The sequence below is a fragment of the Pseudomonas sp. PAMC 29040 genome, assembly GCF_003994535.1.
GTDB classification, from domain to species: Bacteria; Pseudomonadota; Gammaproteobacteria; order Pseudomonadales; family Pseudomonadaceae; genus Aquipseudomonas; species Aquipseudomonas paraversuta.
Genome location: NZ_RZAA01000001.1, coordinates 1 through 26,455 on the forward strand (window position 1 = coordinate 1; position 26,455 = coordinate 26,455).

18 protein-coding genes are annotated in these 26,455 nt (G+C 61.7%); 7 read left to right on the forward strand and 11 right to left on the reverse strand.

What is annotated here, in order from left to right:
• Positions 1–406 precede the first annotated feature (406 nt).
• The 3 genes from WG29040_RS00005 to WG29040_RS00015 form a co-directional block, all read right to left on the reverse strand.
• Complete coding sequence (locus WG29040_RS00005) at positions 407–2,089, reverse strand: amidohydrolase (RefSeq protein WP_003445976.1); 1,683 nt, start codon at positions 2,087–2,089, stop codon at positions 407–409.
• A complete protein-coding gene (locus WG29040_RS00010) occupies positions 2,090–3,523 on the reverse strand; it encodes an MFS transporter (RefSeq protein WP_003445975.1) in 1,434 nt (477 codons plus the stop codon).
• Positions 3,524–3,706: 183 nt separating this feature from the next.
• Positions 3,707–4,597 (reverse strand): LysR family transcriptional regulator, encoded by an 891-nt coding sequence (locus WG29040_RS00015; RefSeq protein ID WP_003445970.1) that lies wholly within the window; start codon positions 4,595–4,597, stop codon positions 3,707–3,709.
• A 113-nt stretch (positions 4,598–4,710) separates the two neighbouring features.
• Between WG29040_RS00015 and WG29040_RS00020 the strand changes: the two genes are divergently transcribed.
• The 5 genes from WG29040_RS00020 to WG29040_RS00040 all read left to right on the forward strand — a co-directional run bounded on the left by WG29040_RS00020 (position 4,711) and on the right by WG29040_RS00040 (position 11,895).
• Positions 4,711–6,438, forward strand: a complete 1,728-nt coding sequence (locus WG29040_RS00020) for an acyl-CoA dehydrogenase family protein (protein ID WP_010657190.1) — start codon at positions 4,711–4,713, stop codon at positions 6,436–6,438.
• Positions 6,439–6,531: 93 nt separating this feature from the next.
• Complete coding sequence (locus tag WG29040_RS00025; RefSeq protein WP_003445966.1) at positions 6,532–7,719, forward strand: CaiB/BaiF CoA-transferase family protein; 1,188 nt, start codon at positions 6,532–6,534, stop codon at positions 7,717–7,719.
• Positions 7,720–7,746: 27 nt separating this feature from the next.
• The gene (locus WG29040_RS00030; RefSeq protein ID WP_003445956.1) at positions 7,747–9,306 is read left to right on the forward strand and encodes a 3-hydroxyacyl-CoA dehydrogenase; all 1,560 of its coding nucleotides are present in this window, start codon (positions 7,747–7,749) and stop codon (positions 9,304–9,306) included.
• Complete coding sequence (locus WG29040_RS00035) at positions 9,299–10,501, forward strand: 3-oxoadipyl-CoA thiolase (protein WP_003445947.1); 1,203 nt, start codon at positions 9,299–9,301, stop codon at positions 10,499–10,501. The genes WG29040_RS00030 and WG29040_RS00035 overlap by 8 nt, the downstream gene beginning before the upstream one ends.
• Positions 10,502–10,569: 68 nt before the next feature.
• Positions 10,570–11,895, forward strand: a complete 1,326-nt coding sequence (locus WG29040_RS00040; protein WP_127195321.1) for an OprD family porin — start codon at positions 10,570–10,572, stop codon at positions 11,893–11,895.
• 637 nt (positions 11,896–12,532) lie between these two features.
• Here WG29040_RS00040 and WG29040_RS00045 read toward each other — a convergent pair.
• From WG29040_RS00045 to WG29040_RS00060, 4 genes are all read right to left on the reverse strand, one after another.
• Complete coding sequence (locus tag WG29040_RS00045; RefSeq protein WP_003445938.1) at positions 12,533–13,894, reverse strand: cytochrome c; 1,362 nt, start codon at positions 13,892–13,894, stop codon at positions 12,533–12,535.
• A gap of 3 nt (positions 13,895–13,897) precedes the next feature.
• Complete coding sequence (locus WG29040_RS00050; protein ID WP_127195322.1) at positions 13,898–15,520, reverse strand: GMC family oxidoreductase; 1,623 nt, start codon at positions 15,518–15,520, stop codon at positions 13,898–13,900.
• On the reverse strand, positions 15,513–16,043 hold the full coding sequence (locus WG29040_RS00055) for a sugar dehydrogenase complex small subunit (RefSeq protein WP_127195323.1): 531 nt from the start codon (positions 16,041–16,043) through the stop codon (positions 15,513–15,515). The genes WG29040_RS00050 and WG29040_RS00055 overlap by 8 nt, the downstream gene beginning before the upstream one ends.
• A 168-nt stretch (positions 16,044–16,211) precedes the next feature.
• Positions 16,212–17,612, reverse strand: coding sequence for a PLP-dependent aminotransferase family protein (locus WG29040_RS00060; RefSeq protein WP_127195324.1), 1,401 nt, complete (start codon positions 17,610–17,612; stop codon positions 16,212–16,214).
• Positions 17,613–17,724: 112 nt separating this feature from the next.
• Between WG29040_RS00060 and WG29040_RS00065 the strand changes: the two genes are divergently transcribed.
• On the forward strand, positions 17,725–18,177 hold the full coding sequence (locus tag WG29040_RS00065) for a carboxymuconolactone decarboxylase family protein (protein ID WP_037001808.1): 453 nt from the start codon (positions 17,725–17,727) through the stop codon (positions 18,175–18,177).
• Positions 18,178–19,035: 858 nt separating this feature from the next.
• Here WG29040_RS00065 and WG29040_RS00070 read toward each other — a convergent pair.
• Both WG29040_RS00070 and alr read right to left on the reverse strand, forming a co-directional pair.
• Complete coding sequence (locus WG29040_RS00070; RefSeq protein ID WP_127195325.1) at positions 19,036–21,138, reverse strand: TonB-dependent siderophore receptor; 2,103 nt, start codon at positions 21,136–21,138, stop codon at positions 19,036–19,038.
• 252 nt (positions 21,139–21,390) lie between these two features.
• On the reverse strand, positions 21,391–22,620 hold the full coding sequence (alr, locus tag WG29040_RS00075) for an alanine racemase (protein WP_177412910.1): 1,230 nt from the start codon (positions 22,618–22,620) through the stop codon (positions 21,391–21,393).
• 179 nt (positions 22,621–22,799) lie between these two features.
• Here alr and WG29040_RS00080 point away from each other — a divergent pair, with 179 nt between their 5' ends.
• Positions 22,800–23,474: an MgtC/SapB family protein gene (locus tag WG29040_RS00080; protein ID WP_127195327.1), complete on the forward strand. Its 675-nt coding sequence runs from the start codon at positions 22,800–22,802 to the stop codon at positions 23,472–23,474.
• 18 nt (positions 23,475–23,492) lie between these two features.
• On the opposite strand, the gene WG29040_RS00085 is transcribed toward WG29040_RS00080, so the two are convergent.
• Together WG29040_RS00085 and WG29040_RS00090 are read right to left on the reverse strand one after the other, a co-directional pair.
• Positions 23,493–24,779, reverse strand: a complete 1,287-nt coding sequence (locus tag WG29040_RS00085) for an amidohydrolase (protein ID WP_127195328.1) — start codon at positions 24,777–24,779, stop codon at positions 23,493–23,495.
• Positions 24,780–24,990: 211 nt separating this feature from the next.
• A complete protein-coding gene (locus WG29040_RS00090; RefSeq protein ID WP_003445906.1) occupies positions 24,991–26,364 on the reverse strand; it encodes a PLP-dependent aminotransferase family protein in 1,374 nt (457 codons plus the stop codon).
• Positions 26,365–26,455 lie beyond the last annotated feature (91 nt).

Consider the following 26,455-nt stretch of genomic DNA (forward strand, 5'->3'; position numbering starts at 1 on the left):
TTGTGGGAGCTGGCTTGCCAGCGATGCAGACAATTCGACATGACTGCCGGACCGCGGTGCTGCCATCGCGGGCAAGCCCGACTCCCACAAAGGGTGGAGTGGTGCGGCTCCCCGGTACCTGTGGGAGCTGGCTTGCCAGCGATGCAGACAATTCGACATGACTGCCGGCCCGCGGTGCTGCCATCGCGGGCAAGCCCGGCTCCCACAAAGGGTGGAGTGATGCGGCTCCCCGGTACCTGTGGGAGCTGGCTTGCCAGCGATGGCGGTGAGGCCACCGCGGGGTAATCCAGGTTGTGTGCAACGCCCAGGCTTTGTGGGAGCTGGCTTGCCAGCGATGCAGTGATGCCACCGCGAGGTAGTCCAGGTTGTGTGCAACGCCCGGGCTTGGTGGGAGCGGCCAGTAATATCAGTCGTGAGCCTGGTACACGGATTTACCCTCGACGATGGTTTCCAGCACTTTGATGTCCTTGATGTTCATCGGGTCGACTGTCGCAATGTCGTCCGACAGGACCACCAGGTCTGCGTATTTGCCGACCTCAATCGAGCCGCGCTCCTGCTCTTCGAAGTTCTGCCGGGCCGCGTTGATTGTGGTGGCGCGCAGGGCATCGGCCACCGGTACACGCTGCGCGGCACCCAGCACCTTGCCGCCGGTGGTCACCCGGTTCACCGCCGACCAGATCAGGCGCATCGGCTCCATCGGCACGATGGGGGTATCGGTATGGATGGTGTAGCGCAGGCCTCTGTCCTGGGCGGAACGGGCGGGGCTGATGCGCTCCGCGCGGTCCTTGCCGATGAATATATCGCGATGGCGGTCGCCCCAGTAGTAGGTGTGCAGCACGAAGAACGAAGGAATTATATTGAGTCGCTTGACCTCGTCGAGCTGATCTTCGCGCATCATCTGCGAGTGGATGATCACTTGCCGAGCATCCTCCCTCGGGTAGGTTTCCTGGGCCTTGCGATAGGCATAAAGCACATCGTCGATCGCCGCATCGCCATTGGCATGGATCATCATCTGGCGCCCGGATTTGTGCACGGCCAGCACCCGGGCTGCCAGCTCCTCACGGCTGAAACGGGGGAAGCCGCGGTAGGTCAGGTCGTTATTGAACGGGGTGTGGTAATGCTCGCTCAGGTAGCCTGTATAGCCTTGAATTGAACCGTCCGAAAACTCCTTGACTCCGCCGACCTTGATCATGCCGCTGGGCAGCGCAACTTGGTCCACCGCGTCCATGGTTTCCAGGCTGCTCCAGGTCATCACCCGGATAGGCAATTCTTTGGCCTGCACCGCATCTTCAAGCATTTTCAGCAGTGCCGGGGTGGTGCCGGCGCCGTGATTGGCGGTGGTCACGCCGTGGGCGGCATACCACTGGCCGGCAAGACGGATGCCTTCCCGTTGCAGGGGCTCGGTCAGGGCCGGGCGCAGTTTGCCCACCAGGGCCAGGGCCGACTCTTCCAGCACGCCATTGGGCTGGCCGTCGGCATCCTTGCGGATCACCCCGCCCGGCGGGTTGGGGGTACTGGCGGTGATGCCGGCCAGGGCCAGAGCGGCACTGTTGGCGACCGTGAGATGCCCCGAGACATGGGTGATGTAAATCGGCCGGGTGCTGGACACCCGGTCGAGATCGGCACGGGTCGGGTGGCGCTTTTCGGCCAGCAGGGTGTCGTCATAGCCGGCGCCGCTGATCCAGTCCCCGGGGCCGACCTTGGCCTGCTGGGCCTTGAGGCGCGCGACGATATCTTCGATGTTGCGCACATCGCCGATGGGCGGGCTGTTGAGGTCGGCGACAAAGGTCCCGGTGATTTTCGAACTGGCAAAATGACTGTGGGCATCATAGATCCCGGGGATCATGGTCTTGCCGTGCAGATCCACCACCCGGGTGTCGGGCCCGATGTAGCGGGCGAGGGCGTCGGACTCGCCCACCGCGAGGATTTTCCCGTCGCGCACCGCAACGGCCCGGGCCGTACTGTTGTCCTTGTCCACGGTCAGTACATTGGCATTGGTATAGACCACCTGGGCGTCGACTTTGGCCGGATCGGCGCTGGCGTTGACGGTCAGCGTGGCGAGCACTGCAAGCAGATAGTTGGCGTTCATTCAAATCCCCGGTGTATGGGTGGCTGCGATGGGTGTCAGGACATTTTTTGCCCCGGTGTCTGTCGCCGTACGCGGCTGCGACCGGGGTGCCGGGCCGCTATCAAGTGCCAGTTCATCGGCATCGGCCTGCTCGGCCGTCGACAGTTCTGAGGCCGTATGGCCAATACGCTTGAGCAGCATCAGCATGCACACCAGCGAAACCAGGGCGTAGCAGGCCGAGGCAATCGCCACGCCTATGATGCTGCCGGTGGAGTTGAGAATGCCCTGGGCCAGCACCGGGGTCGCACCGCCCACCAGCAATGAGCACAGTTGATAGGAGACCGACAGTCCGCTGTAGCGCACCTTGGTCGGGAAGGCCCGGGCCAGGATGCCGCCCACTGCACCGTAAAACATCGAATGGGGAATGGTCGCCAGGCACATGCCGAGCACGGCGATCCAGTAGATTTTGGTTTCCACCGCGAGGAACATCGCCGGCATCAGCAACAGCTCCGGGATCACCATAAAGGCCACGGCCTTGCGCATGTCGATCTTTGACACCAGCACCGCGCCGAACGGCTGGACCAGGAACTGCACCACCAGAGAAATGATGATCACGCTGAGAAAGGTGCTTTGGGCGTAGCCCAGTTCCTTGGTGGCCCAGGACAGGGCAAAGGTACTCTTGAAGTAAGTGACATGGATGATCGGCAGGACGCCGGCACACAGCAGCACAATCCGCCAGTGGTCGCGCAGCACGGCCACAACGGGCAGTTTGACGGTCTTCTTTTGTTCCATCAGGCGCTTCATGTCATCCGACTCTTCGAGCTTGAGACGAATCACCATGCCGACGATCACCAGTGCTGCGGAGAGCAGGAACGGAATGCGCCAGCCCCAGAGCATGAAGTCCGAGACCGGCAGGGCGCTGAGGGCGAAGAACACGATGGTCGCCAGCAGGTTGCCGGCGGGGGACCCCTGCTGGGCGAAAGCGGCATACAGGATGCCCTTGCCCTTGGGCGCATTCTCGCTGGCTATCAGAATGGCACCGCCCCATTCGCCACCCACCGCGATTCCCTGAATGACCCGCAGCACCACCAGTGCGATCGGGGCCCAGATACCAATTTGCAGATAGGTGGGCAACAGGCCGATGCAGGTGGTGGCCACGCCCATCATCACCAGGGTGATGACCAGGGTGGTCTTGCGCCCGATCTTGTCACCCAGGTGACCGAAGATAATGCCGCCTATGGGGCGCGCGATAAACCCGGCCCACAAAGTAAGAAACGACAGCATGGTGGCGGTGCCGGGGTTCAGGTCGGCGGGAAAGAACACTTTGCCGAACACCAGAGCAGCGGCAATGCCGTAGGCGTAAAAGTCATACCACTCGATGGTCGTACCGATGAACGAGGCCACTCCGGCCTTGCGGGCTCTTTTGTGGGCGGCAACTTCCTGGGTGGCATTCATAGTTTTTTCCTGCTCATTATTATTGGTCTATGTCCTCTCCCGAACACCTGGAGAGGCTTGCACGGCACATCAGCCTCCAGGCGGGCGAGGAGGTCTGATGGCTGGAGCCTATACAGGCAGAATTGAAAAAAATAATGATTAAATTTTATTGTTTGATACGTGATTTCGTATCGTCGAAAGGCTTTAGCGGCAGTTCTGTTGCTGGGCCTTGAACAGCTCCAGCAGGCTTTGTGCCGCCGCCGAGGGCAACGTGGCCTGGCGAATGGCATGAATTTCGGAGTGCGCGCCGCTGCCGTTGATTTGGCAATAGTGCACCCCCTGTTTCCAGGTTGCAGCCAGGGTCTGGGGTACCAGCGCCACGCCCAGGTTGTAGGCCACCATAGACACCACGGTTTGCCAGAGCCGGGTTTCATGGCGGATTCGCGGACTGAAACCGGCGGCCACGCAGTGGGCAATGATCAGGTCGTGATAGTGGGGAGACACGTTGCGCGGGAACAGAATGAAATCTTCGTCCGCAAGGTCCTGCAGATCGATTCGCTCCTGACCCGCCAGCCGGTGCGAGTCGGGGAGGCAGCACAGGAACGGCTCGCGCAGCACCGGCTCGCAGCAGATGCTTTCGGGGAATTTGCTGCGGTGCACGAAGCCGATATCGATCTGCCCGCGCTGCAAGGCCTGGACCTGCTCGGCACTGTTCATTTCCATCAATACGATTTCGGTGTCGGGGTGCTGCTGCTCGAAAATCCTGACCGCCTGTGGCAGGCCGCGATGCAGGATCGAGTTGACGAAGCCGACACTCAGGCGCCCGACAAAACCCTGGGCCGAGCGCCGGGTCAGGTGCCTGGCCTGTTCGGCCCGCAGCAGCAGGTAGCGGGCTTCGTCGAGCAGCACCTGACCGGCATTGGTCAGACTCACTGACTTGTTGTTGCGGTTGAGCAACTGAATGTCGAGCTGGCTTTCGAGCTTTTTGATGTCGAAGCTCAGGGCTGGCTGGGAGATAAACAGGCGGGCGGCGGCTCGGCCAAAATGCAGCTCTTCGGCCACAGCTACAAAGTAACGCAGTTGCTTGAGATCCATGGGGATTGGCCTCGGCTTACGATAATTTTTGGTTATCGTAGTTGATTAACTTTGTATTAGATACTTATCGATGGCGACCCTACTCTTGGACCACAAGAATCAGGAGAACTGCCATGGATACCCAGCCAGACCGCGCCTACGACCCCTTGAATATCCCCGACAGCCGGGGGCTTAACCTGTTCGATTGCGATGCCGGGCTGGCCGCGCTGCTCAAGGTGTATCTGCCAGCCGCGGTCTATGACCACTGGCTGCCGACCTGGCGCAAACTGGGCGCCAGAGCCGGTGGCGAACTGGATCTGCTGGCGCTGTCGGCCGACAAAAATCCGCCGAAACTGTTGCCCCGCACCCGCCGTGGTGAAGACCTGCAAAGCATCCAAAAACACCCGGACTTCGTCGCGCTGGAGCGGGTGGCCTACGCCGAACTGGGCCTGGCTGCCATGAGCCACCGTGAGGACGGCACACTGGCGCTGTCGAAATACGCGCTGACCTACCTGTTTGTACAGGCCGAGTTCGGCCTGTGCTGCCCGGTGAGCATGACCGATTCCCTGACCCGCACCCTGCGCAAGTTCGGCTCCCCGCAACTGCAGGCGCGTTACTTGCCGTCGCTGGTGTCCCAGGATTTCGACAGTCTGTTCCAGGGCGCCATGTTCATGACCGAGCAGGCTGCAGGCTCCGATGTGTCGCGCACTGAAACCCGGGCCCGGCAGATCGATGGCGAGTGGCAGTTGTTCGGGGAAAAGTGGTTTTGCTCCAACCCCGATGCTGACCTGGCCATGGTGCTGGCCCGTCCCGACGATGCGCCATCGGGCATGAAAGGGGTCAGCCTGTTTCTGCTGCCCAAGCTGCGCCCGGACGGCTCGCGCAATGCCTACCGGATTCAACGGCTCAAGGACAAACTTGGCAGCCGCTCCATGGCCAGTGGCGAAATCACCCTTGAGGGCGCCACGGCGTATCTGATCGGGGAGGTCGGGCGCGGGTTCCAGCAGATGGCCGACATGATCAACATGTCGCGTCTGTCCAACGGCGTACGTGCGGCCGGGCTGATGCGCCGGGGTATCAACGAGTCGCTGTACATTGCCCGTAACCGCCGGGCTTTTGGCCGGCACCTGATCGAAATGCCCTTGATGCAGCGCCAGTTGCTGAAAATGATGCTGCCCACCGAACAGGCTCGTTCGATGTTCATGCAAATTGCCACGCTGCTGCCCAAGGCCGATGCCGGCGACGAGGCCGCCCGCAAATGCGTGCGCATCCTCACGCCGCTGATCAAATTCCGCGCTTGCCGCGACGCCCGCCGGGTCACCGGCGATGCCATGGAAGTGCGTGGCGGTGTGGGTTACATCGAAGAATGGAGCGATGCCCGACTGGTACGCGACGCCCACCTGGGTTCGATCTGGGAAGGCACCAGCAATATCGTGGCGCTGGATATCGCCCGTGCCGTGACCCGCGAGCAGGCGCTGGAACCCTTGCAGCTGTTTCTCGCCAACCTGCTGGCCGAAGCGCAGTTGCCTGCGGCCAGCCAGCGTCTGTTCGAGGGCGTGCTGCAACGCACCGTTGCCAGAGTGGCCGAGGTGGCCCATGAGCAACGGGACGAGCAGGTGCGGTTGGCGGGCAGCGCGCTCTATCACATTGCCACGGCGATATTCATGGCCTGGGAAAGCAGCCGGCAGGCGGGTGATTACCGGCGTCTGGCTCTGGCGCACCTGTTGCTGCAACACAAGCTGTTGCCACGGGACCCGCTGAGCCCGGAGCCGGAAATCGAGGCCGGCCTGCTGGCGCGTCTGGCCAATGAAAGCCCGCTGACGCAAGCCGACGCCCTGCAGCTGTTACCCAAAACCCTGTAGGAGCGAGCTTGCTCGCGAGCATTTGGAAATACCGCGCAAAATCTCGTTTCTACAGGAAATCAGATTGAATTCGATATTCATCAGAGCGTATCTATGAGCACTCCCAAAGGGGCCCTCGACGGCCTCAAAGTGATCGACCTCAGCCGCGTACTGGGCGGCCCTTATTGTTCTCAGGCGCTGGCCGACCATGGCGCCGAGGTAATCAAGCTGGAACCCTTGAGCGGCGATGAAACCCGCGGCTGGGGCCCGCCGTTCGAGGGTGACGACGCGTCCTATTTCCGCGGGGTCAATCGCAACAAGCAGGGGATTGCAGTGGACTTGTCCCGCCCCGAAGGCATCGGGTTGCTGATGCAATTGCTGGAGGACGCCGATGTCCTGATCGAGAACTTCAAACCCGGTACCCTCAAGCGCTGGGGAATTGATTACGCCGATGTCCTGAGCCAGCGCTTTCCCGGGCTGATCCACTGCGCGATCTCCGGTTTTGGCGGCGACGGCCCGCTGGGCGGCCTGCCAGGTTACGACGCAGTGATCCAGGCCATGGCCGGGCTGATGAGTGTCAACGGCGAAGCCGATGGCGGCCCGTTGCGCATTGGGCTGCCTATCGTCGACATGGTCACCGGGCTCAATGCGCTGGCGGGGGTGCTGCTGGCGCTCAATGAACGTCATCGCAGCGGTTTGGGCCAGTCGCTGGACATCACCCTTTACGACTGCGGTGTGTCATTGCTGCACCCCCATGTGCCGAACTATCTGGCGGCCGGCAAGGTTCCGCAGCGTACCGGCAATGCCCACCCCAATATCGCGCCCTATGACAGTTACCGCACCGCCAGCGAGCCGATTTTTCTGGCCGTGGGCAACGATCGGCAGTTTGCCAGACTGTGCGAACAACTGGGCGCCGGGGACTTGCCACAAGACCCGCGTTTTATCGACAACGGCGCCCGTTCGGTGCACCGCGAGGCCTTGAAACAGGCGCTGGAAAAGCTCCTGGCCCGGCACGACGGGGCGACGCTGGCGCCGCAGCTGATCCAGCTCGGTGTGCCCTGCGGCTCCATTGCCACCATCGACACCGTGGTTGCGCACCCGCACACCTTGCATCGCGGTCTGCTGGTGGAGATCGGTGACTATCGCGGCATTGGTTCGCCAGTGAAGCTCTCGCGTACCCCGGCCACCTATCGCAGCGCGCCTCCGGCCCTGGGGCAGGACACCCGCCAGGTGTTGCAGGGCATGGGGCTGGACGCGCAGATGATCGAAAAACTTTATGCCGCGGGCATTGTGCGCGGCTGATTCCTTACCAATACCGGAGTCCTGCGCATGCAATTACAACAACCCATCGGTCTGGTCGGCACGGGCGCCATGGGCCAGGGCATTGCTCAGGTCATGGCTCAAGCCGGGTTGAAGGTATCGCTGTTCGATACGCGCCCGGGTGCTGCCACCAACGCCCGGGAACAACTGGCGTCGACCTTCGCCATGCTCCGGCAAAAAGGCCGGATCACCCCCCAGGCGGCCAGCGCGGCGCTGGATCGGGTACAGGTGGTCAACAGCCTGCAGGAACTGGACGATTGCCAGGTGGTAATCGAGGCCATAGTCGAGGACCTGGAAGCCAAGCAGCAGCTGTTCCGGCAACTGGATGCGCTGCTCGATCCGGCGACACTGCTGGCAAGCAACACCTCGTCTCTGTCGATCACGGCAATTGCTTCGGTCTGCGCGCATCCGCAGCGGGTGGCTGGGCTGCACTTCTTTAATCCGGTGCCCCTGATGCGCATCGTCGAAGTGATTGGCGGTATCGCCACCGCGCCGCAGGTGATTGATCAGTTACAGGCGCTGGTGCGCCATGTCGGCCACTGTCCGGCGATCTGCAAGGACTCGCCGGGCTTTATCGTTAACCACGCCGGACGGGCATTCGGTACCGAAGCGCTGCGTATTCTCAGTGAAGGGGTGGCGCCGCCGGGCCTGATTGATGCGGTGCTGAGGGTCGGCGCCGGGTTCGCGATGGGGCCGTTCGAATTGCTCGACCTGATTGGCCTGGATGTCAGCCTGCCGGTGATGGAATCGGTATATCGCCAGTTTTATCAGGAACCGCGCTACCGGCCCCATCCGCTGTTGCACCAGATGCTGGCGGGCGGGCACCTGGGGCGCAAGAGCGGGCAGGGCTTTTATCGTTACCAGGGCAAGGCGGGTGCGCCACGCTTTGCCCAGCCGGTACCGGACTGCAAGCAGATCCCGCCCGTGTGGGTGGCAGGTGATGATGAAACCGGCAAAATCCGGCTGCTGAGGTTGCTCGAGCAACTGGGGGCCAGGATCGAGCATGGTCCGCAGCCATCTGCCGAGGCCCTGTGCCTGCTGGCGCCCCTGGGTGATGACTGCACCGAGTCGGCCCTGCGCCATGGCACCGATCCGGCGCGCACGGTGGCGGTCGACACCTTGCTGGAACTGGATAACCTGCGATGCCTGATGCCCACTCCGGTGACCCGGGTCGATATGCAACACGTCGCCCACGCCCTGTTCAGTGCCGATGGCGCCACGGTGGTGGTAATCGGTGACAGCTGCGGTTTTATCCTGCAGCGCACCCTGGCTTGCATCGTCAATCTGGGTTGCGACATCGCCCAGCAGGGCATTGCCTCGGTGGCTGACATTGATGGCGCGGTGCGCCTGGGTCTTGGTTATCCGCAGGGGCCACTGGCCTGGGGCGACCTGCTGGGCGTCGGGCGGGTGCTGCAGATTTTGCAGCGCATGCATGCCTTGACCGGCGACCCGCGTTATCGCCCCAGCGGCTGGTTGCGGCGCCGGGCGCGACTGGGAATCGCGCTGTGCCAGACGGAAAACCCGCTGCCCGCAGCCCACCTTGTTCAGCAGGAGATAAATCATGCTTGAGGCTTATGTTTACAGCGGTTTGCGAACGCCTTTTGGCCGCCATGGCGGCAGCCTGTCGGCGGTGCGCCCGGATGATCTGGTGGGTGAGCTGCTGGCCCGTCTGGTGCAGACCTCGGGCCTGCCCGTGCAAGCACTGGAAGACGTGATTCTGGGCTGCACTAACCAGGCCGGCGAGGACAGCCGCAACCTGGCGCGCAATGCTTTGCTCAGTGCCGGCTTGCCCATGACGGTGCCGGGGCAGACGGTCAACCGCCTGTGCGCCAGTGGTCTGTCGGCAGTGATCGATGCCGCCCGGGCCATTACCTGTGGTGAGGGTCGCTGGTATCTGGCGGGCGGGGTAGAGAGCATGTCTCGGGCGCCACTGGTTATTTCCAAAGCCGAGACTGCGTTCAGTCGCAGCCAGGAGATCGCGGACAGCACCATCGGTGCCCGTTTCGCCAACCCCCGGCTGGTACAGCGTTATGGCAATGACAGCATGCCGCAGACCGGCGACAACCTTGCCCGGCTGTACGACATCAGCCGCGAGGAGGCCGACCGCTTCGCCGCCGGCTCCCAGTCCCGTTATCAGGCGGCTTTGCTGGCAGGGGTGCTGGACGACGAAATCATGGCTGTAGACGTGCCTTCTGCGCGCAAGGGTGAGTCCCGTCAGGTAAGTGTCGACGAGCATCCACGGGCCCAGTCCGACTTCTCTGCGTTATCGCGGCTCAAGCCCCTGTTTGAGGGCGGGGTGGTCACTGCAGGCAACGCTTCGGGAATCAACGACGGCGCGGCCGCTCTGGTGCTGGGCAACCGAGAGATTGGCCTTGCCCATGGCGTGGCGCCGATGGCGCGGATTCTGTCCTCGGCGGTGGTCGGGGTAGAGCCACGGATCATGGGGATTGGTCCGCACCAGGCGATAGTGGTGGCGTTGCAGCGGGCCGGTATCGGCCTGGAGCAAGTCGATCTGATCGAAATCAATGAAGCCTTCGCGCCACAGGTGCTGGGGTGCCTCAAGGCCCTGGAACTGAGTTTCGACGACCCTCGGGTCAACCCCAACGGCGGGGCAATTGCCATGGGCCATCCGCTGGGCGCATCGGGTGCGCGGCTGGTACTGAGTGCCTGCCGTACCTTGCAGCGTCAGCAACAGCGTTATGCGGTGGTCAGCCTGTGCGTAGGTGTCGGCCAAGGCGTGGCGATGGTGATCGAGCGCGTGTGATTTTTTCGCAATACCCTCGAACCTAAAATAAAAACAGGGCGTGTAACCGCCCAAGGGAAAACTTTGCCATGAATACACCTTCACCCCTGTCCTGCCTGGTTCTGGGGACCTTGAGCTGTGCGGTCGGCCAGGCCGCACACGCCGACTTTGTCAGCGACAGTCATGCCAGCCTGGGCTTGCGCAATCTGTACTTCAGCCATGACTTTCGCGACCAGCGCGGACCGTCCGGGCAGGCTAAAACCGAGGAGTGGGCCCAGGGTTTCATGCTCAATTTCACCTCGGGGTTAACCCGGGGGACCCTGGGGTTTGGCGTGGATGCCCTGGTGCTGCAAGGCCTGACCCTGGACAGCGGTGCAGGCAGGCATCGCGGCAGCAGCATGATCCCGGACGATGGCCAGGGGGTTGCCAGTGACTGGAGCCGTCTGGGCCTGACCGGCAAGGTGCGGCTGGGGCAAACCGAAGCCCGGGTGGGTACTCTGCAGCCCAAATTGCCGGTACTGGTGGCCAACGACGGCCGTCTGTTGCCGCAAACCTTTGAAGGTGTACAGCTCACCAGCCATGACCTCGACAACCTGACCCTTACGGCCGGGCGTATTGAACAGGCCACCGGGCGCGGTTCAAGTGACCGCACCGGGCTGGCCGTGGCGGGCGGAACGCGCCAGAGCAATGACTTTGTGTTTGCCGGCGCCGATTACAAGGCCGGCCGCGATCTGCTCCTGCAGTACTACGCGGCCAACCTGGAGAACTACTACACCCAGCAGTTTTTCGGCTTGCAGCATACCTGGGCACTGGGTGAAGGGCAGTCGATCAAGACCGACCTGCGTTACTTCGACACCGGGTCGAGCGGGGCGAACGGCAGCGGCGGTGGTCGTTCTGACGGCTATCGGGTGGGGGGCTATACCCGCGATGGCAGAGGTGAAATCGACAACCGCACCTGGAGTGCGATGTTCACCTGGAACCTGGGTGGCCATGGGTTGACCGGTGGTTATCAAAGCGTTTCGGATGCCAGCAACTTCGTGCAGCTCAATCAGGGCTCATTGCCCGACAAGGGCGCGGGAGGTGCGAGCCTGTACCTGTTTACCGATCGCTTGCTGACCAGTTTCAACCGGGCCGGTGAGAACACCTGGTTCGGGCAGTACGCCTATGATTTTTCCACTGTTGGTGTCCCGGGTTTACGGGCGTCGATGGTCTACCTCAAGGGCGACGGGATCCGCACCGTTTCAGGGGATGAGCACAAGGAATGGGAACGCGATCTGTTGCTCGATTACGTGATCCAGGAGGGGACGTTCAAAGGGCTGGGGCTCGGGGCGCGGTATGCAACATTGCGTTCGCAGGCGGCCCCCGATCAGGACCAGACCCGATTGATTCTCAGCTATAGCCTAGCGTTGTTCTGAACGTAGGCGCGAGCTTTGAGGGAGCGGCCAGTAACCTGTAGGAGCGAGCTTGCTCGCGAGCTCTTTGTTGCGGTGTTGAAAAGCTCGCGAGCAAGCTCGCTCCTACAGGTTGTATACAACGCCCGGGCTTTGTGGGAGCTGGCTTGCCAGCGATGCAGACAATTCGACATGACTGCCGGACCGCGGTGCTGCCATCGCGGGCAAGCCCGACTCCCACAAAGGGTGGAGTGGTGCGGCTCCCCGGTACCTGTGGGAGCTGGCTTGCCAGCGATGCAGACAATTCGGCATGACTGCCGGACCGCGGTGCTGCCATCGCGGGCAAGCCCGGCTCCCACAAAGGGTGGAGTGGTGTGGCTCCCCGGTACCTGTGGGAGCTGGCTTGCCAGCGAAGCAGACAATTCGACATGACTGCCGGACCGCGGTGCTGCCATCGCGGGCAAGCCCGGCTCCCACAAAGGGTGGAGTGGTGCGGCTCCCCGGTACCTGTGGGAGCTGGCTTGCCAGCGATGCAGACAATTCGACATGACTGCCGGACCGCGGTGCTGCCATCGCGGGCAAGCCCGGCTCCCACAAAGGGTGATCTGTGGGAGCTGGCTTGCCAGCGATGGCGGTTAGGCCATCGCGAACAAGTTTGGGCTTAACCCCGGCGTTTGCGACGTGCTCGCCATACCAGCAGCAGGATCAAAACAATGACGCCGGCGGCAATCGCGCCCTGGGCCAGTGCGGCCAGGTGCGAGACGGGGCCGCCTGCGCGGGTTTGCTTGACCTGGGCGGCGCTGACTTTGACCTGCGGGTTGCCGTAATGCTCGGTCAGCCAGGTGGCCAGTGTCGCTACCTGCTGGTCACTCAGGGTCTTGGCGAAACCTTGCATGCGGATGTCCTGACCGTCAGCGCCACGTTTCACGCCTTCCAGAATCACCATGACCAGGTTGGCCGGATTACTGCGTCCGACCGCCGTGTTGTGCAGCAACGAGGGCAGGGCGCCTTCAAAGCTGCCCTGGGCCTGGGCCTGGTGACAGGAACTGCAGTAGGCATCGTAGATCTGCGCGCCGGTCATTTTGTCGCCATCAGCCGGCAACTCTACGCCACGGATGCTGTTCAGCTCGTCGGTGGCTTGGCCAAGGGCATACACCGGTTTGCTGTCAGCCGGGTTGTGCTGAGCAGGCAGGGCCTTGAGGTAAACGGCAATGGCCTTGAGGTCGCTGTCGTTCATGTACTGCAGGCTGTGATCCACCGCTTCGGCCATCGGCCCGGCAGCTTGTGCCTTGCCCCGGGCTTCGCCGGTTTTCAGGTACGCCACCAGCTGCGCGTTGTCCCAGCCACCGATACCGCTGTTGAGGTCGGAGGTGATGTTCGGCGCGTGCCAGGTCCCTACATCACCACCGGCCAGCTCTTTGGACGAAACTTCGGCCATCAGCAGATTGCGCGGGGTGTGGCAGGTGCTGCAGTGGGTCAGGCCCTGAACCAGGTAGGCGCCACGGTTCCACTCGGGGTCGCGGCCGGTATCGGCAACGAAGGTGCTGTTGTCGAGAAACAACAGGTTCCACGCCGCCATGGACAGGCGAATGTTGAACGGAAACGGCAGCTCGGTGGCTTTGGTCGGGCTGTCCACCGGCTCCACGGCGTTCATGAAGTAGGCGTACATATCCTTGATGTCTTCATCGCTGACTTTGGCGTAAGCGGTGTAAGGCATGGCGGGATAAAGATGCTGGCCGTCGGCACGCACACCCTTGCGCAGGGCATCGCTGAACTGCTCCAGGCTGTAGTTGCCGATACCCGCCGTTTTCGACGGGGTGATGTTGGTGGCGATGATTTCGCCGATCGGCGTAGGCAGCGCCAGACCGCCGGCAAAGGGTTTGCCACCGGGCACGCTGTGGCAGGCGACGCAGTCACCGGCGGTGGACAGGTACTGGCCACGTTTGATCTGTGCGTCATCGGCAGCATTGACGTTGAGTGCCAGCAGCATCAGCGCGCTAAGGGAAACAAGATTCCAGTTCATGGCTCAACCCCGTCCCTGTTCAGTGGCAATGATCCGGTTCGGCAGGATGTGTTGCGCAGTGCGCAAGGTCAGTGCCGCAGCGGTCAGGGTCGAGTTCATGGTGGCGGAGGTCGGCATCACCCCGGTGCTGCAAATGAACAGGTTGTCGTGGTCGTGGGTACGGCCATAGCTGTCACAGACCGAAGTCTTCGGGTCGATGCCCATGCTCATGGTGCCGGTGATGTGCTGGTTGTTGGCAAAGCTGCCTTCGGCGCTGTAGCGCAGATTGGTCCCGCCCATCATTTCGGCAATCCGGGCGAAGTCTTTGTGGGACCGCGCTGCACCCTTGCGGGTGTATTCGTCGATGGCGTAGTTGACCTTGGGTTTTGGCAGCCCCAGCTTGTCTTTCTGGTCGCTCAGGCTGATGCGGTTCTCAGGGTTGGGCAGTACTTCCAACACGTCCTTGAGGCTCATTTCAAAGGCGGCGCGGTGACGCAACTGCTTCTCGAATTCGGCACCGTAGACCCCGGCCGTGATCAGCGCGTCAGTGGCGCTGTTGACCCGGGAAATATTGGTGAAATCCAGGCGATACGGGGCGTGCTCAGAGCGGAACTCGCCATCGCGCATGGTATTGATCGAGCTCGGGCTTTGCGGGCCGCGACCCAGCCACAGTTCTTCATCGGCATCGAAGGTCAGCGAGGTGCTCGGGTGGTCCATCAGGTTGCGACCCACCATGCCCGAGCTGTTGGCCAGGCCGTTGGGGTACTTGTCGCTGGCAGACATCAGCAGCAGTTTCGGGCTTTCGATGCCGTTGGCCGCGAGGATGAAAGTCTTGCCGGTGACTCGGTGCGACTGTTTGTCCGCGTCGAAGTAGTGCACGGCCACGATATGGCCCTTGTCATCATGTTCGATGCGGTAAACCACGGCGTTGACCTGCAGTTGGGCGCCTGCGTCCACTGCGGTCTGGATCGCGATGCCGCCATGGTATTGCGCGTCAATTGGGCAGATCGGCTGGCAGCTGTTGTTGCCACAGCAGGCCGGGCGACCGTCATAGGTGCGGCTGTTACGGGCCGTGGTGTTACCCACTACCGGGAACGCCGGGGCCAGGCGTTCGCGGATGCGGCGCATGGCGTAGGGTTCGGTCACGGGCTCCATCGGGAACGGCTGGCTGCGGGGTGAACCAGTGTTTTCGGCGCCTGACACGCCCCAGATCTCTTCCGCTTGCTGATAGAAAGGGTCGAGTTCTTCGTAGCTCATGGGCCAGTCGACGCCCAGGTTGTAGAGGGTCTTGATCCGCATGTCGCCGGGTACCAGGCGCCATGCCTGTGCTGCCCAGTGCCAGGTGGTGCCGCCGACGCCACGGATGTATTCGGCCGGGTACGGGTAAGGGCCGCCCTGGACCAGATAACCGTTGTCAGTGGGCTTGTAGATCGGGTGTGGGGCAATGTCGCTACAGGTGTAGGGCGACATCCAGTCACTTTTACGTGTCGAGTTGCGGAACGCGGCCACCACACGCCCGCGATCGATAGGACCGCCGGCTTCGAGAATCAGTACCGAAGCGCCTTGCTTGAGCAGGTGAGTGGCAGCCATGGCGCCGCAGATACCCGAGCCGATGATGACGATGTCCGCGGACAGTTGATCAGACATTGTTCACCTCTTTTTTCAATTCGACTGTCGGGTTGCGAGCCCAGCTTCCATAAGCGCCATAGGCATAGGTCGGTGGCTTGAGCACGTCAGCCACGATCTGCGCATTGAGTGCATGCTCGTACGCCAGGCAACGGGCCTGGGCGCCGCTGCCGACTACGCCCATGAACCAGGCCATGGCCACTTTGCGCGGCACGCTGGCCAGGGAGGATTTTTCGTCGTCCAGGGTCTTTTGCAGTTGCATGGGATCAATCTGGCGTTGATTGATCAGTGCCAGCAGCTCTTTGGCCGCCTGGGGAAAACCGGGGTCTTGTTCAACCAGGGCGTTGTACAGCATGCCGGCCAGCACCGGATCGAGGCTTTGACGCCCGGCGATGATCGCTGACAGCGCCACAAAGGCACCCTGTTCTGGCGTGTCGACCGTTTCGGCCAGGGCGAAGGGAATCAGGGACGCGGTATAAGCAGTCAAGAGCCCTTGCAGCAGCACGCGCCGCGTAGGCTTCTTCAGTTCATTCAGGCAATTCATGGTATTTCCTGTCGTGGCAGGTTTTCGTTATAGGAGTGAAGCTTGCGCAATCAGCGAAGTGATGGCGCGGGGGGACGCTGGCGGTGGTTAGTCGCCAGCGGTAGGGGGAGGCAAGAATAACAAATGTTTAGCTAACTATCTTTAATTCTTTCAGTGCCCTGGCCGCTGCTACATAAGTGCCAGAATGCGCTGGCCCAGGGCTTCGGCGCTGGCTTGTGACGGGATGTTGGCAAAGCCGAGCAGAAGAGCCGACTGAGGTGTGCTCTGCAGGCTCCATTCGCTCAGTGCTTCGGCGAACAGGCCGTGCTGGCGCATGCGCTGTACCAGTAACCGGTCTGGTTGCGGATCTGCCAGGCGCAGGATCAGATGCATGCCTCCGGGGTTGGCATCAATCCGGATGTGTTCGCCCAGCACTTTGCTCAGCCCGCTCACGGCCATGGCCCGGCGTTCGCCATAGAGTTTGCGCATGCGCTGGATATGCCGGGCAAAGTGACCCTGGCTCATAAAGGCCGCGACGATGGCCTGGGTCAGTGGCGGGCAACCGCTGCGAAAAACCTGGCTGATGCTTTCGAAACGCTGGATTTGCGCTTCGGGTACCACCAGATAGGCCAGGCGTAGCCCGGGGAACAGCACTTTGCTGAAGGTGCCGCTGTAAATCACCCGGCCATCGCGGTCCAGGCTTTTGAGTGCCGGCAGCGGGCGACTGCTGTAGCGGTACTCGCCGTCGTAATCGTCTTCGACAATCCAGGCCTGTTGCCGGCTGGCCCATGCCAGCAATTGCAGGCGGCGCGGCAGTGCCAGGGATACACACAGCGGGCTTTGATGGGCCGGCGTGACAATGGCCGCCCGGTATCCCTGGCCCATGTCGTCGGGCAGGGCCATGCCGTCCTGATCCACAGCGGCGGGGACCGCTTGTATATCCAAGGCTTCGAGCAACTGCCGAGTGGGCGGATACCCCGGGTCTTCCACCAGCACCAGCTCCCCCGGTTTGAGTAAGGCATGGGCGATCAGCGACAGGCTGTCCCGATAGCCGGAGGTGATGAACACCTGGGACGGCGTGCAGCTAATCCCGCGGGCAACCTGCAAGTAACCGGCAATGGCGGTGCGCAACGATTCCAGGCCCTGGTCCGAAGGCAGGGCCATGTCCTCGATGGTGGCGCTGCGCACGCACCGAGCACTGATCTGGGCCCAGGTTTTTCGCGGGAAAACGTCCAGCGCCGGCAGGCCCATTTGAAAGGGCATGATTGCCGTTTGCCGGGGCAGGGCCGGGCTGGCGGCGGCAAGGGCAGGTAGCGGTCCGGGATTGAGGCTGATCCCCGGTGTCACGACTGTGCCTGCCTGACCTCGCGCCTGCAGATAGCCTTCGCCGGTCAGCAGTGAATACGCGCTGTCCACAGTGCCTCTGGCCAGGCCCAACTCCTTGGCCAGAGCCCGTGCTGCGGGTACCCGTTCACCGGGTTTCAGCGAGCCGCTGGCAATGGCCGTGCGCAAATGCTCATAAAGTTGACGGTAGATGGGTTCGCTGGAGCCCGGGTCCAGGGGGGAAATGCGCGGCGCGGTGGTTTTCATGGTCTGCCTGAAGGAATCATGGCCTATGGATAAAGACGATTCTTGGCTCTTTTGGGCAGGGCCAAGAATCGGCACTATGGCCCCACCTAATGTGCCACTGCAAGGACAGTTCATGAGTCAGCGTATCGATTACTCCAAGGCGTCACCGGAGGGCAACCGGGCATTTGCCAATGTCTATGCCTGTGTGCAAAACAGCAGCCTGCCCAAAGCCCTGATCGACCTGGTGTATCTGCGGGTTTCACAAATAAACGGCTGTGCCTACTGCATCGATCTCCACTCGCGGGATTTGCTCAAGCACGGCATGGCCGTGGAAAAACTGGTGCTGGTGCCAGTGTGGCAGGAAGGGGGGGAGTTGTTCAGCGCACGGGAACGGGTTGCATTGAGATGGGCTGAAAGCGTCACCCGGGTCGAGCAAACCGGCGTTGGCGATGCGGACTATGAACGGGCAACCGCCGAATTCAGCGACCAGGAACTGGCAGACCTGACCTATGCCATCGGCCTGATGAATGCCTTCAACCGCTTCGGTGTGGCCTTTCGCATGACCCCGGCAGCGGCCCGGGGTTGATGCCATCGCTGGCAAGCCAGCTCCCACAGGAGAAGGGATGCCTTCCATTAGTGGCAAGCCAGCTTCCACAGGAAGAGGGATGTCTTCCATCAGTGGCAAGCCAGTTCCCACAGGAGGATGGATGTCTTCCATCGCTGGCGAGCCAGCTCCTACAGGAAGAGGGATGCCTTCCATCAGTGGCAAGCCAGCTCCTACAGGAAAAGGGATGCCTTCCACCAGTGGCAAGCCAGCTTCCACAGGAAGAGGGATGCCTTCCATCAGTGGCAAGCCAGCTTCCACAGGAAGAGGATGCCTTCCATCAGTGGCAAGCCAGCTTCCACAGGAGAGGGATGCCTTCCACCAGTGGCAAGCCAGCTTCCACAGGAAGAGGGATGCCTTCCATCAGTGGCAAGCCAGCTTCTACAGGAGAGGGATGCCTTCCATCAGTGGCAACCAGCTCCCACAGGAAGAGGGATGCCTTCCATCGCTGGCAAGCCAGCTTCCACAGGAAGAGGGATGCCTTCCATCGCTGGCAAGCCAGCTCCTACAGGAAGAGGGATGCCTTCCATCGCTGGCAAGCCAGCTTCCACAGGAAGAGGGATGCCTTCCATCGCTGGCAAGCCAGCTCCTACAGGAAGAGGGATGCCTTCCATCAGTGGCAAGCCAGCATCCACAGGAGAGGGATACCTTCCATCGCTGGCAACCAGCTCCTACAGGAAGAGGGATGTCTTCCATCAGTGGCAAGCCAGTTCCCACAGGAGGATGGATGTCTTCCATCGCTGGCAAGCCAGCTCCTACAGGAAGAGGGATGCCTTCCACCAGTGAGAACTGGCTTGTGTGGGAGCCGGCTTGCCGGCGATGGGGTCGGCCAGGCCTTTCTTAGAACTTCCAGCTGACCGACGCCGTCACGTTGCGCGGATCGCCATAGTTGCTTTGGCCGTAGCGCACGCTTTGCAGGTACTTGCGGTTGGTGAGGTTGTCCAGGTTGAGCTGGGTGCTCCAGTGTGCATCGATGTCGTAGCTGGCCATCAGGCCCACCAGCGCGTAGGCCGCCTGGTTGGCCGCCGGGGCATCGTCGTTCTCGATTTTGCTTTGCCATTTCAGGCTGCCACCCACCTTGACCTTCGGCGCCATCGGCAGTTTGTAGGTCATGGATGAGGTCAGGGCATTGCGCGGGATGAATTTGCGCCCGCGGTCATTGTCGGCATCGGTGATGTACACATAGGTGTAGCCGCCGCTGATTTGCAGGCCCGGCGCCAGTTCCCCGGACGCCTCAAGCTCTATCCCGTCGCTCTTGTAGGACATGCCGTCATACAGATACCCGCCCAGCGCCGGATTAAAGCCGGCATAGGTGGCCACGTTGTCCTGCCTGGTGTGGAATACCGCCGCGCTGACATCCAGTTTGTTATCCAGCAAATGGCCCTTGATGCCCGCTTCGTAACTCTTGCCTTGCAGCGGGTCGATCACTTTGCCCTGGGTGTTGAGGTAGTACTGGGGATTGAATATCTCGGTGTAGCTGGCATACAGCGAGTATTGCTCGGTCAGGTCGTAAACCACGCCCGCATAGGGCGTGACCTTGCCATGGATGCTCACATCCCGGGCCGAGCCGTAGTTCTCGCCGTCGCTGTCGGCGCTGAGCATGCGCGCCCCGATGATCAGGTGCAGATCGTCGGTCAGGCTCAAACGTGTGCCGGCATAGACACTTTTCTGCCGGTCGGTGTAGTTCGAGGTATCAGCGGCATTGGCGATGTTGTAGGTGGGCTTGGGAATTACCCCGTTGAGGGCATCTTGCAGCGAGACGTCGGTGTAGTACGACGAGGAGCCATACAGCGAGGTCTCCTGGGTGCGCGAGCGGGCCACGTTGGCGCCGAAGGTCAGTTGGTGTTCACGACCGCCGAGGGTAAAAGGCCCGCTGAAGGAAATGTCGCCATCCAGCTCGCGGGTCTTGTCCTTGTAGTTGGAGGCAAGACCGGTGAACCCGGTGGCCGAGCCGCTGTTGCCATACACGTAGAACATGTCGGTGTCTTCGCGGTGCTCCATGGCGGTCAGGGTCAGCGTCGACTTCCAGTCATTGGCGAAGCTGTGTTGCCACTCGGCAAAGGCGCGGGTGGTATGCACGTCCCAGTACACCCAGGGTTGGGCGATGCTGGAACGGGTGCTGCTGTAGTGCAGCGCCTTGCCGCTGGCATCGGTCAGCGGCAGCGCGCCCCAGCTGGCGCCGTTGGCATTGCTCTTCTGGTCTTCGATGCCCAGGGTCAGGGTGTCGCTATCGCTCAGGTCGAAGGCCAGCAGGCCGCTGAAAATATTCTTCTCCCGGGAGTAGCGGTCGAGGTAGGAATTGCCCGTCTCGTTGGCATAAATCACCCGTCCACGGACATTTCCCGAGTCGGTCAGCGGCCCTGAGACATCGAGGTCGACGCGGCGCTTGTCCCAGGACCCGGCACTGACACTGACCTTGGCTTCGGTGTCATAGGTGGGGCGCTTGCGCACAAAGTTGACCGTGGCCGAGGGGTTGCCGCTGCCGGTCATCAGGCCGTTGGCGCCGTGCAAAATGTCCACTTGCTCATAGGGCGCCATGTCGATATCGCCCACCAGCACCCCGCCGTTCAACGGCATACCCATGCCGTCGTACTGAAAGTTGGTGATGTCGAAGCCGCGGGCAGTGAAGTAAGTACGATCGGTCTCGATCTTCTGCACGTTGACCCCCGGGGTGCTGCCCAGCACGTCGCGGATACTGTTGAGTTTGAAGTCATCCAGTTGCTCGCGCTTGATGCTGGTCACGCCTTGAGGGGTTTGCCCGGCGCTGAGGTTCAGGCGGGTGGTGCTGGCATTCGGCCTGGCCTGATAACCCTGCGGTGCGTCTTCACCGTCGCCGGTGATGCTCGTGGTGGGCAGGTCCAGGGTGTCGGCAACGGCACTGTTGAGAATGCCCAGGGCGATCAGGGTGAGGGCTGACGTGGGCAGGGTGAACATTTTGCGCATGATCTGCGAATACTCCGGGCATGGAACTGCGTAAACGAGAATGGGTTACAAATTTTTACATTCTCGCAAATAACAATCAATGCCATTTACCAATCTTTACGATTCGCGTTTACCGGAGGGGCGGTCATGCTGCGGTCTACCCAACGGTAGGAGCGAGCTTGCCTCGCGAGCTTTTTGTACGTGGCGCATAAATCGCCAAGAGCTCGCGAGGCAAGCTCGCTCCTACAGGTTCAGGGTTCAGGGTTCAGGTTGTTATTGGTCGATCAGGATCTTCGGGTTGGAGTTGCCCCATACGGTGTACAGGTCGGCCAGCAGCGCGCCGTTGATGTCTTCGACCTCTGCCTGGCTGATTTGCGCCTTGCCCTGTTGGCCGAACAGCACCACTTCATCACCGCTTTTCACGTCCGGGGCATCGGTGACGTCAACCATAAGGGTGTTCATCGATACCTTGCCCACCACCGGCACGCGGTGGCCGTTGATCAGCACAATGCCTTTGTTGGTGAACGCACGACGGTAACCGTCGGAGTAACCGACTGTGATGTTGGCCAGTTTCGAGTCACGACCCAGGGTGTAGGTGCGGTCGTAACCGACGGTATTGCCCTTGGGGTAGCTATTGACCGAGGCCACGTGGGACTTGAATTGCATCACCCGTTTGTAATCTGTGTGGGACGGTACGGTGTCACCGAACAGCGCGCCGCCGGGGCGGACCATGTCCAGATGCGACTCCGGCACTTCCAGGGTGGCGAACGAGTTGGCCGCGTGCAGGGTGATTTTGCTGCGATCGAGCCCGGCGACGTTCATCAGCCACTGCGCCTGCTGGTTGAAAGCCTTGAGCCCGGCGCGCACGTCATCGGCATCCTCGACGGCGAAGTGGGTCATGATCGCCCGTATTTCAAGGTTCGGCACTTTGGTGATGGCCACCGCGTCACGGCGCCCCTGGGCGGTGGTCATTTCCACGCCGTTACGGCTCATGCCGCTGGAGTTCAACCCCAGATGGACCACCAGCGGGCGACCGTGTTGCTCGGCAATCAGGCTGGCCCTGACCGCGAAGTCGAGGTTGCCCACCAGTTCTTCCATGTTGTACGGCAGCGCTGCTTCCAGCTCGCTGAGGGCGGCGGTGCGTACGCGGATCAACTGGCCCTTGAAGCCGCTTTCGCGCACCACACGGGCTTCTTCGTTGCTGGCAACCCCGACACAGGGAACGCCCATGGCAATCACCGACGGCATCAGCAGACCGATACCGTGACCGTAGGCATCGGCCTTGAGCACGGCGCAGATTTTCGACTTGCCATCCAGAGTGGCTTGCAGCACCCGGATATTGTTTTCAAAGGCAGCCTTGTTGATTTCGACCCAGGTATTGCTGTCCTGGGTACTGACCTGTGCCACACCATCGGTCATCGTCAGGGGCGGGGCGGCGAAGGCCGGGTTTTGCAGCAGAGCCATACCCAGAGAGAGGGCGAGCAGGGTGCGAGTGAAGGGCATCATCAGCGTTTCCATACTTTATTTTTAGGGAGGTAATAGGGCGGGGCGATACTAGATTTGACGCTGGCTAAAGTCACTCCCCTGGCCGCGGATCTGTCTCATTGTGTCGTGATGCCGATGATCTGTGGCCGATCCCCAAAGCTTGGCTATGCTCGAAAGTTTGCGGGGGGACGCGGGCGATGATTTCAGATCCGGAGATGTGTTTACGTTTGTTATTGGCGGCCTTGCTGGGCTGTCTGATCGGGCTGCAACGGGAGCATCTGTTCTGGTCCGCAGGGTTGCGTACCCACATGCTGGTGTGTACCGGCGCCTGCCTGTTCATGATGGTCTCGGCCTTTGGTTTCCAGCAGGCCCTGACCATGCCCGGTACCCAGCTGGACCCTTCGCGGATCGCGGCACAGGTGGTGACCGGCATCGGCTTTTTGGGTGCGGGCTCAATTTTGCAGCGTGGTGCCGTGATCAGGGGCCTGAACACCGCGGCCAGCTTGTGGGCAGTGGCCGCCATTGGCCTGGCGGTGGGTGGCGGGCTGTATACCTTGTCGGTAGCGGCCGCAGCCTTGATCCTGGCGATTCTGGCAATTCTCGGGCCGCTGGAGCGCAAGTACCGCGATTACCTGAAGGTGCATGTGGTCAGGCTGGTGGCGCCGACCGCTACGCTGACAATGAGCCGGCTCAAGGAGGTACTGGGTGCCCGGGCCGATAACATCAAGCATCTGGTGACTGAGCGGGGGCCGGTGCATGACACGGAAATCGTCACCATCGAGTTCAGGAACACGTCCCGGCTGGAGTACAACGCCATCGTCAACGACATCCTCGGCATACCGCAGGTTACTGAAGAGCAGTCTGTTCAGTAGCCTGCGGTTTTGCAGCGGTCACGACTTGCTGTTGGCTCGCCCCGGATAATTGAGCACGAACTGCACGTGCGCCTTTACCCCTGTGGCCAGGGTCGCGTCATCGGCGGTGAAGTAGGGGCTGTGATTGTTGGGGGCCGAGGCCATGTCCTGGTCTGCGGGAGTGGCCCCCAGAAACACGAACAGCCCCGGGACCTTTTGCGCGTAATACGAGAAGTCTTCGCTGGGCGACAGCGAGGCGGGCAGCCGCTCAACCTTGCCCGGTGCTGCCAGCTCCAGTGCCGGCACCATGGCCTCGGTCAGGCCCGGGTTGTTGACGGTTACCGGGGTATGGTTGAGCAGCAACAGATCGCCCCGGGTCTCATAGGCACTGGCAATGCCCTGAACCAGTGGCGGCATTTTTTTCAGGATGGTGTCGCGGATCGCCGGGCTGTTGCTGCGAATGGTCCCGGTGAGCTCGACTGACTGCGGGATGATGTTGCTGGCCGAGCCGCCATTGATGGTTCCGACACTGACCACGGCCATGCCCTGGCTCAGATCCGCACGGCGGCTCACCAAGGTCTGCAGACCACCAATGACGGCGCTGCTGGCAACAATCGGATCGGCTCCGCTCCAGGGTGCCGAGCCATGGGTTTGTTGACCGTTGAGGGTAATGCGGAACTGATCGCTGCTGTTAAGCACCGTGCCGGCCTTGTAGTACAGGTGCCCGGTGGGGTAGCCCGCCATAACGTGAACCCCAAATATGGCTTCAACCTTGGGCGCGTCCAGTGCGCCGTCACGGATCATGGCCTGGGCACCGATCAGCGTATCGGTCTGCGAGTCATCCACATCGGCGGCACCTTCTTCGGCCGGCTGGAACAGGAACACCACGGTACCGGCCACCTGGTCCCGATGCTCGGCCAGTACCCTGGCGGCACCCAACAGCATGGCGGTATGGGTGTCATGACCACAGGCATGCATCACCGGCACGGTTTTGCCCAGGCGTATGCCGGTGGCTTTACTGGCATAGGGCAGGTCGTTCATTTCCTTGACGGGCAGCGCGTCCATATCGGCACGCAGTGCAACCACCGGCCCGGGGAGGCCGCCCTTGAGCACACCGACCACACCTGTTTTACCGACCTGGGTCCGCACTTCGATCCCCAGCGCCTTGAGCCGATCGGCCACCAGCGCAGCGGTTTTAACCTCCATATTGCCCAGTTCGGGGTTCTGGTGAATGGTGTGGCGCAGATCGATGACGTCCTGGTTGACCGAGGCAACCGCCGGGTCAACCCAGCTCAGGTCGGCGGCCTGGGTGGTGGTGGCAGTCATTGCGCTGATCAATGCAAGGTATAAGAGGCCAGGTGGTAGCGGCATGGGCATGCTGTTCACTTCTTGTTGTTGTGGATCCGCTCAGGGTATGTGGTTGCCCTGACGGGTTCAAAGGCAGCCGGCCGATAGTGTTCGATTACCGGGCATTGGCGCCGGGCCACCATCGTTGCCATCGCGGGTTAACTCGCTCCTGCAGGGGCCGCGATGTTGCTCAGGTGTCTTTGAATACGGCCATCAGCAAGGGGTCATTCAGGTACGCCACATTGAGCCGGGTCCAGGGGTTGATCCGCGACTGCTCGGGGGAAAAGATGTGCCCCGGGGCGATCATGAAACCCTTGGGCAGCAGCTGCCGGGTCAGCTCCCGGGCATCGTCGATGTGCTTGAACCTGGCCCACAGGTAGAGGCTCTGCTCCGGACGGCAGAATACTTCGGCGCCGATCTCGTCGAGCATCTGCAGGCCGGCCGCCGTCGCAGCCTTGAGCCGCTCCTGCAGGCGGATCAGATGCCGCAGGAAATGCCCCTCGGTCAAAATCACATCCACCGTGCGCTCGCAGAACTCCGATGAGCTGGTATGCAACAGCATCTTCAGGTCACCCAGTTCGTCTATCAGTTCCTTGCTGCCGGCGATGAAACCGACCCTGAGCGCCGCCGAGACCGATTTCGAAAAGCTGCCCACATACAGCGAGTGCCTGAGCTGATCCAGTGCCGATACCTTGATGGCCGAAGCCGGCTTGAAGTCGGCCAGTGCATCGTCATCCACCAGAATCAAGTTGTGCGCCTGGGCCAGTTGCACCAGGCGATGGGCGATGCCTGGCGAGATATCGGAGCCGGTGGGGTTGTGCCCCACCGATTGAATGAAGAACAGCCTGGGCTTGTGCAGGCGCAGATGCTGCTCCAGCACTTCGATGTCCGGCCCTTCGGCTCGCCGCGGTACCGACAGCATGCGCGCACCTTGCAGTTGCAGCTTGCCGAACAGCGGGTAGTAGCCGGGGTCTTCCACCAGCACCGTATCGCCGGGGGCAATGAAGCGCCGGATGATCAGGTCCAGTGCGTGATTGGCGCCATGGGTGGTGACGATTTGCCGGGGTGTGGCGTTAATCGAATAGCTGGCCAGTTTCTGCACCAGATGCTGGCGCAAGCCGGCATTGCCCAGGCGGTTGCCATAGCGAAACAGCGTGCTGACGCCGGTGCGCATGATCTGTCGGGTGAATTTGTCCAGGCGCATATCCATCAGCCATTCCACCGGCGGGAAGCCCTCACCCAGGGGCGAATGCCCCGGCTCGCGGACAAATTGCTGGCGCATCAGCCAGACGGTGTCCATGGCCCTGGCGTAGGGCAAGGGTTCGTCGGCTTCGTGGCTGGCAAGCGCCCCCTGACGCACGAAAAATCCCTGCCCGTGGCGGGCTTCGACCAGCCCCTGGGACGCCAGCGATTCGTAGGCATTGATTACCGTGTTTTTCGAATGGCCGAACAGGCGCATGCATTCGCGCAGCGACGGCAACCGATCCCCTGCGCGATAGGTTCCATTGCCGATTTGCTCGCACAACGAAGCAGCCAGTTGCTGGGGGAGTGTCAGGCGCGTCATGGTCCGGAGTCCCTGAAATCAGAGGAGGGTACAGCTTGGGTACTGTTTGTCCGAACTGTACCTTTTACCCGGGGCCAAGGCGAATTAGGGT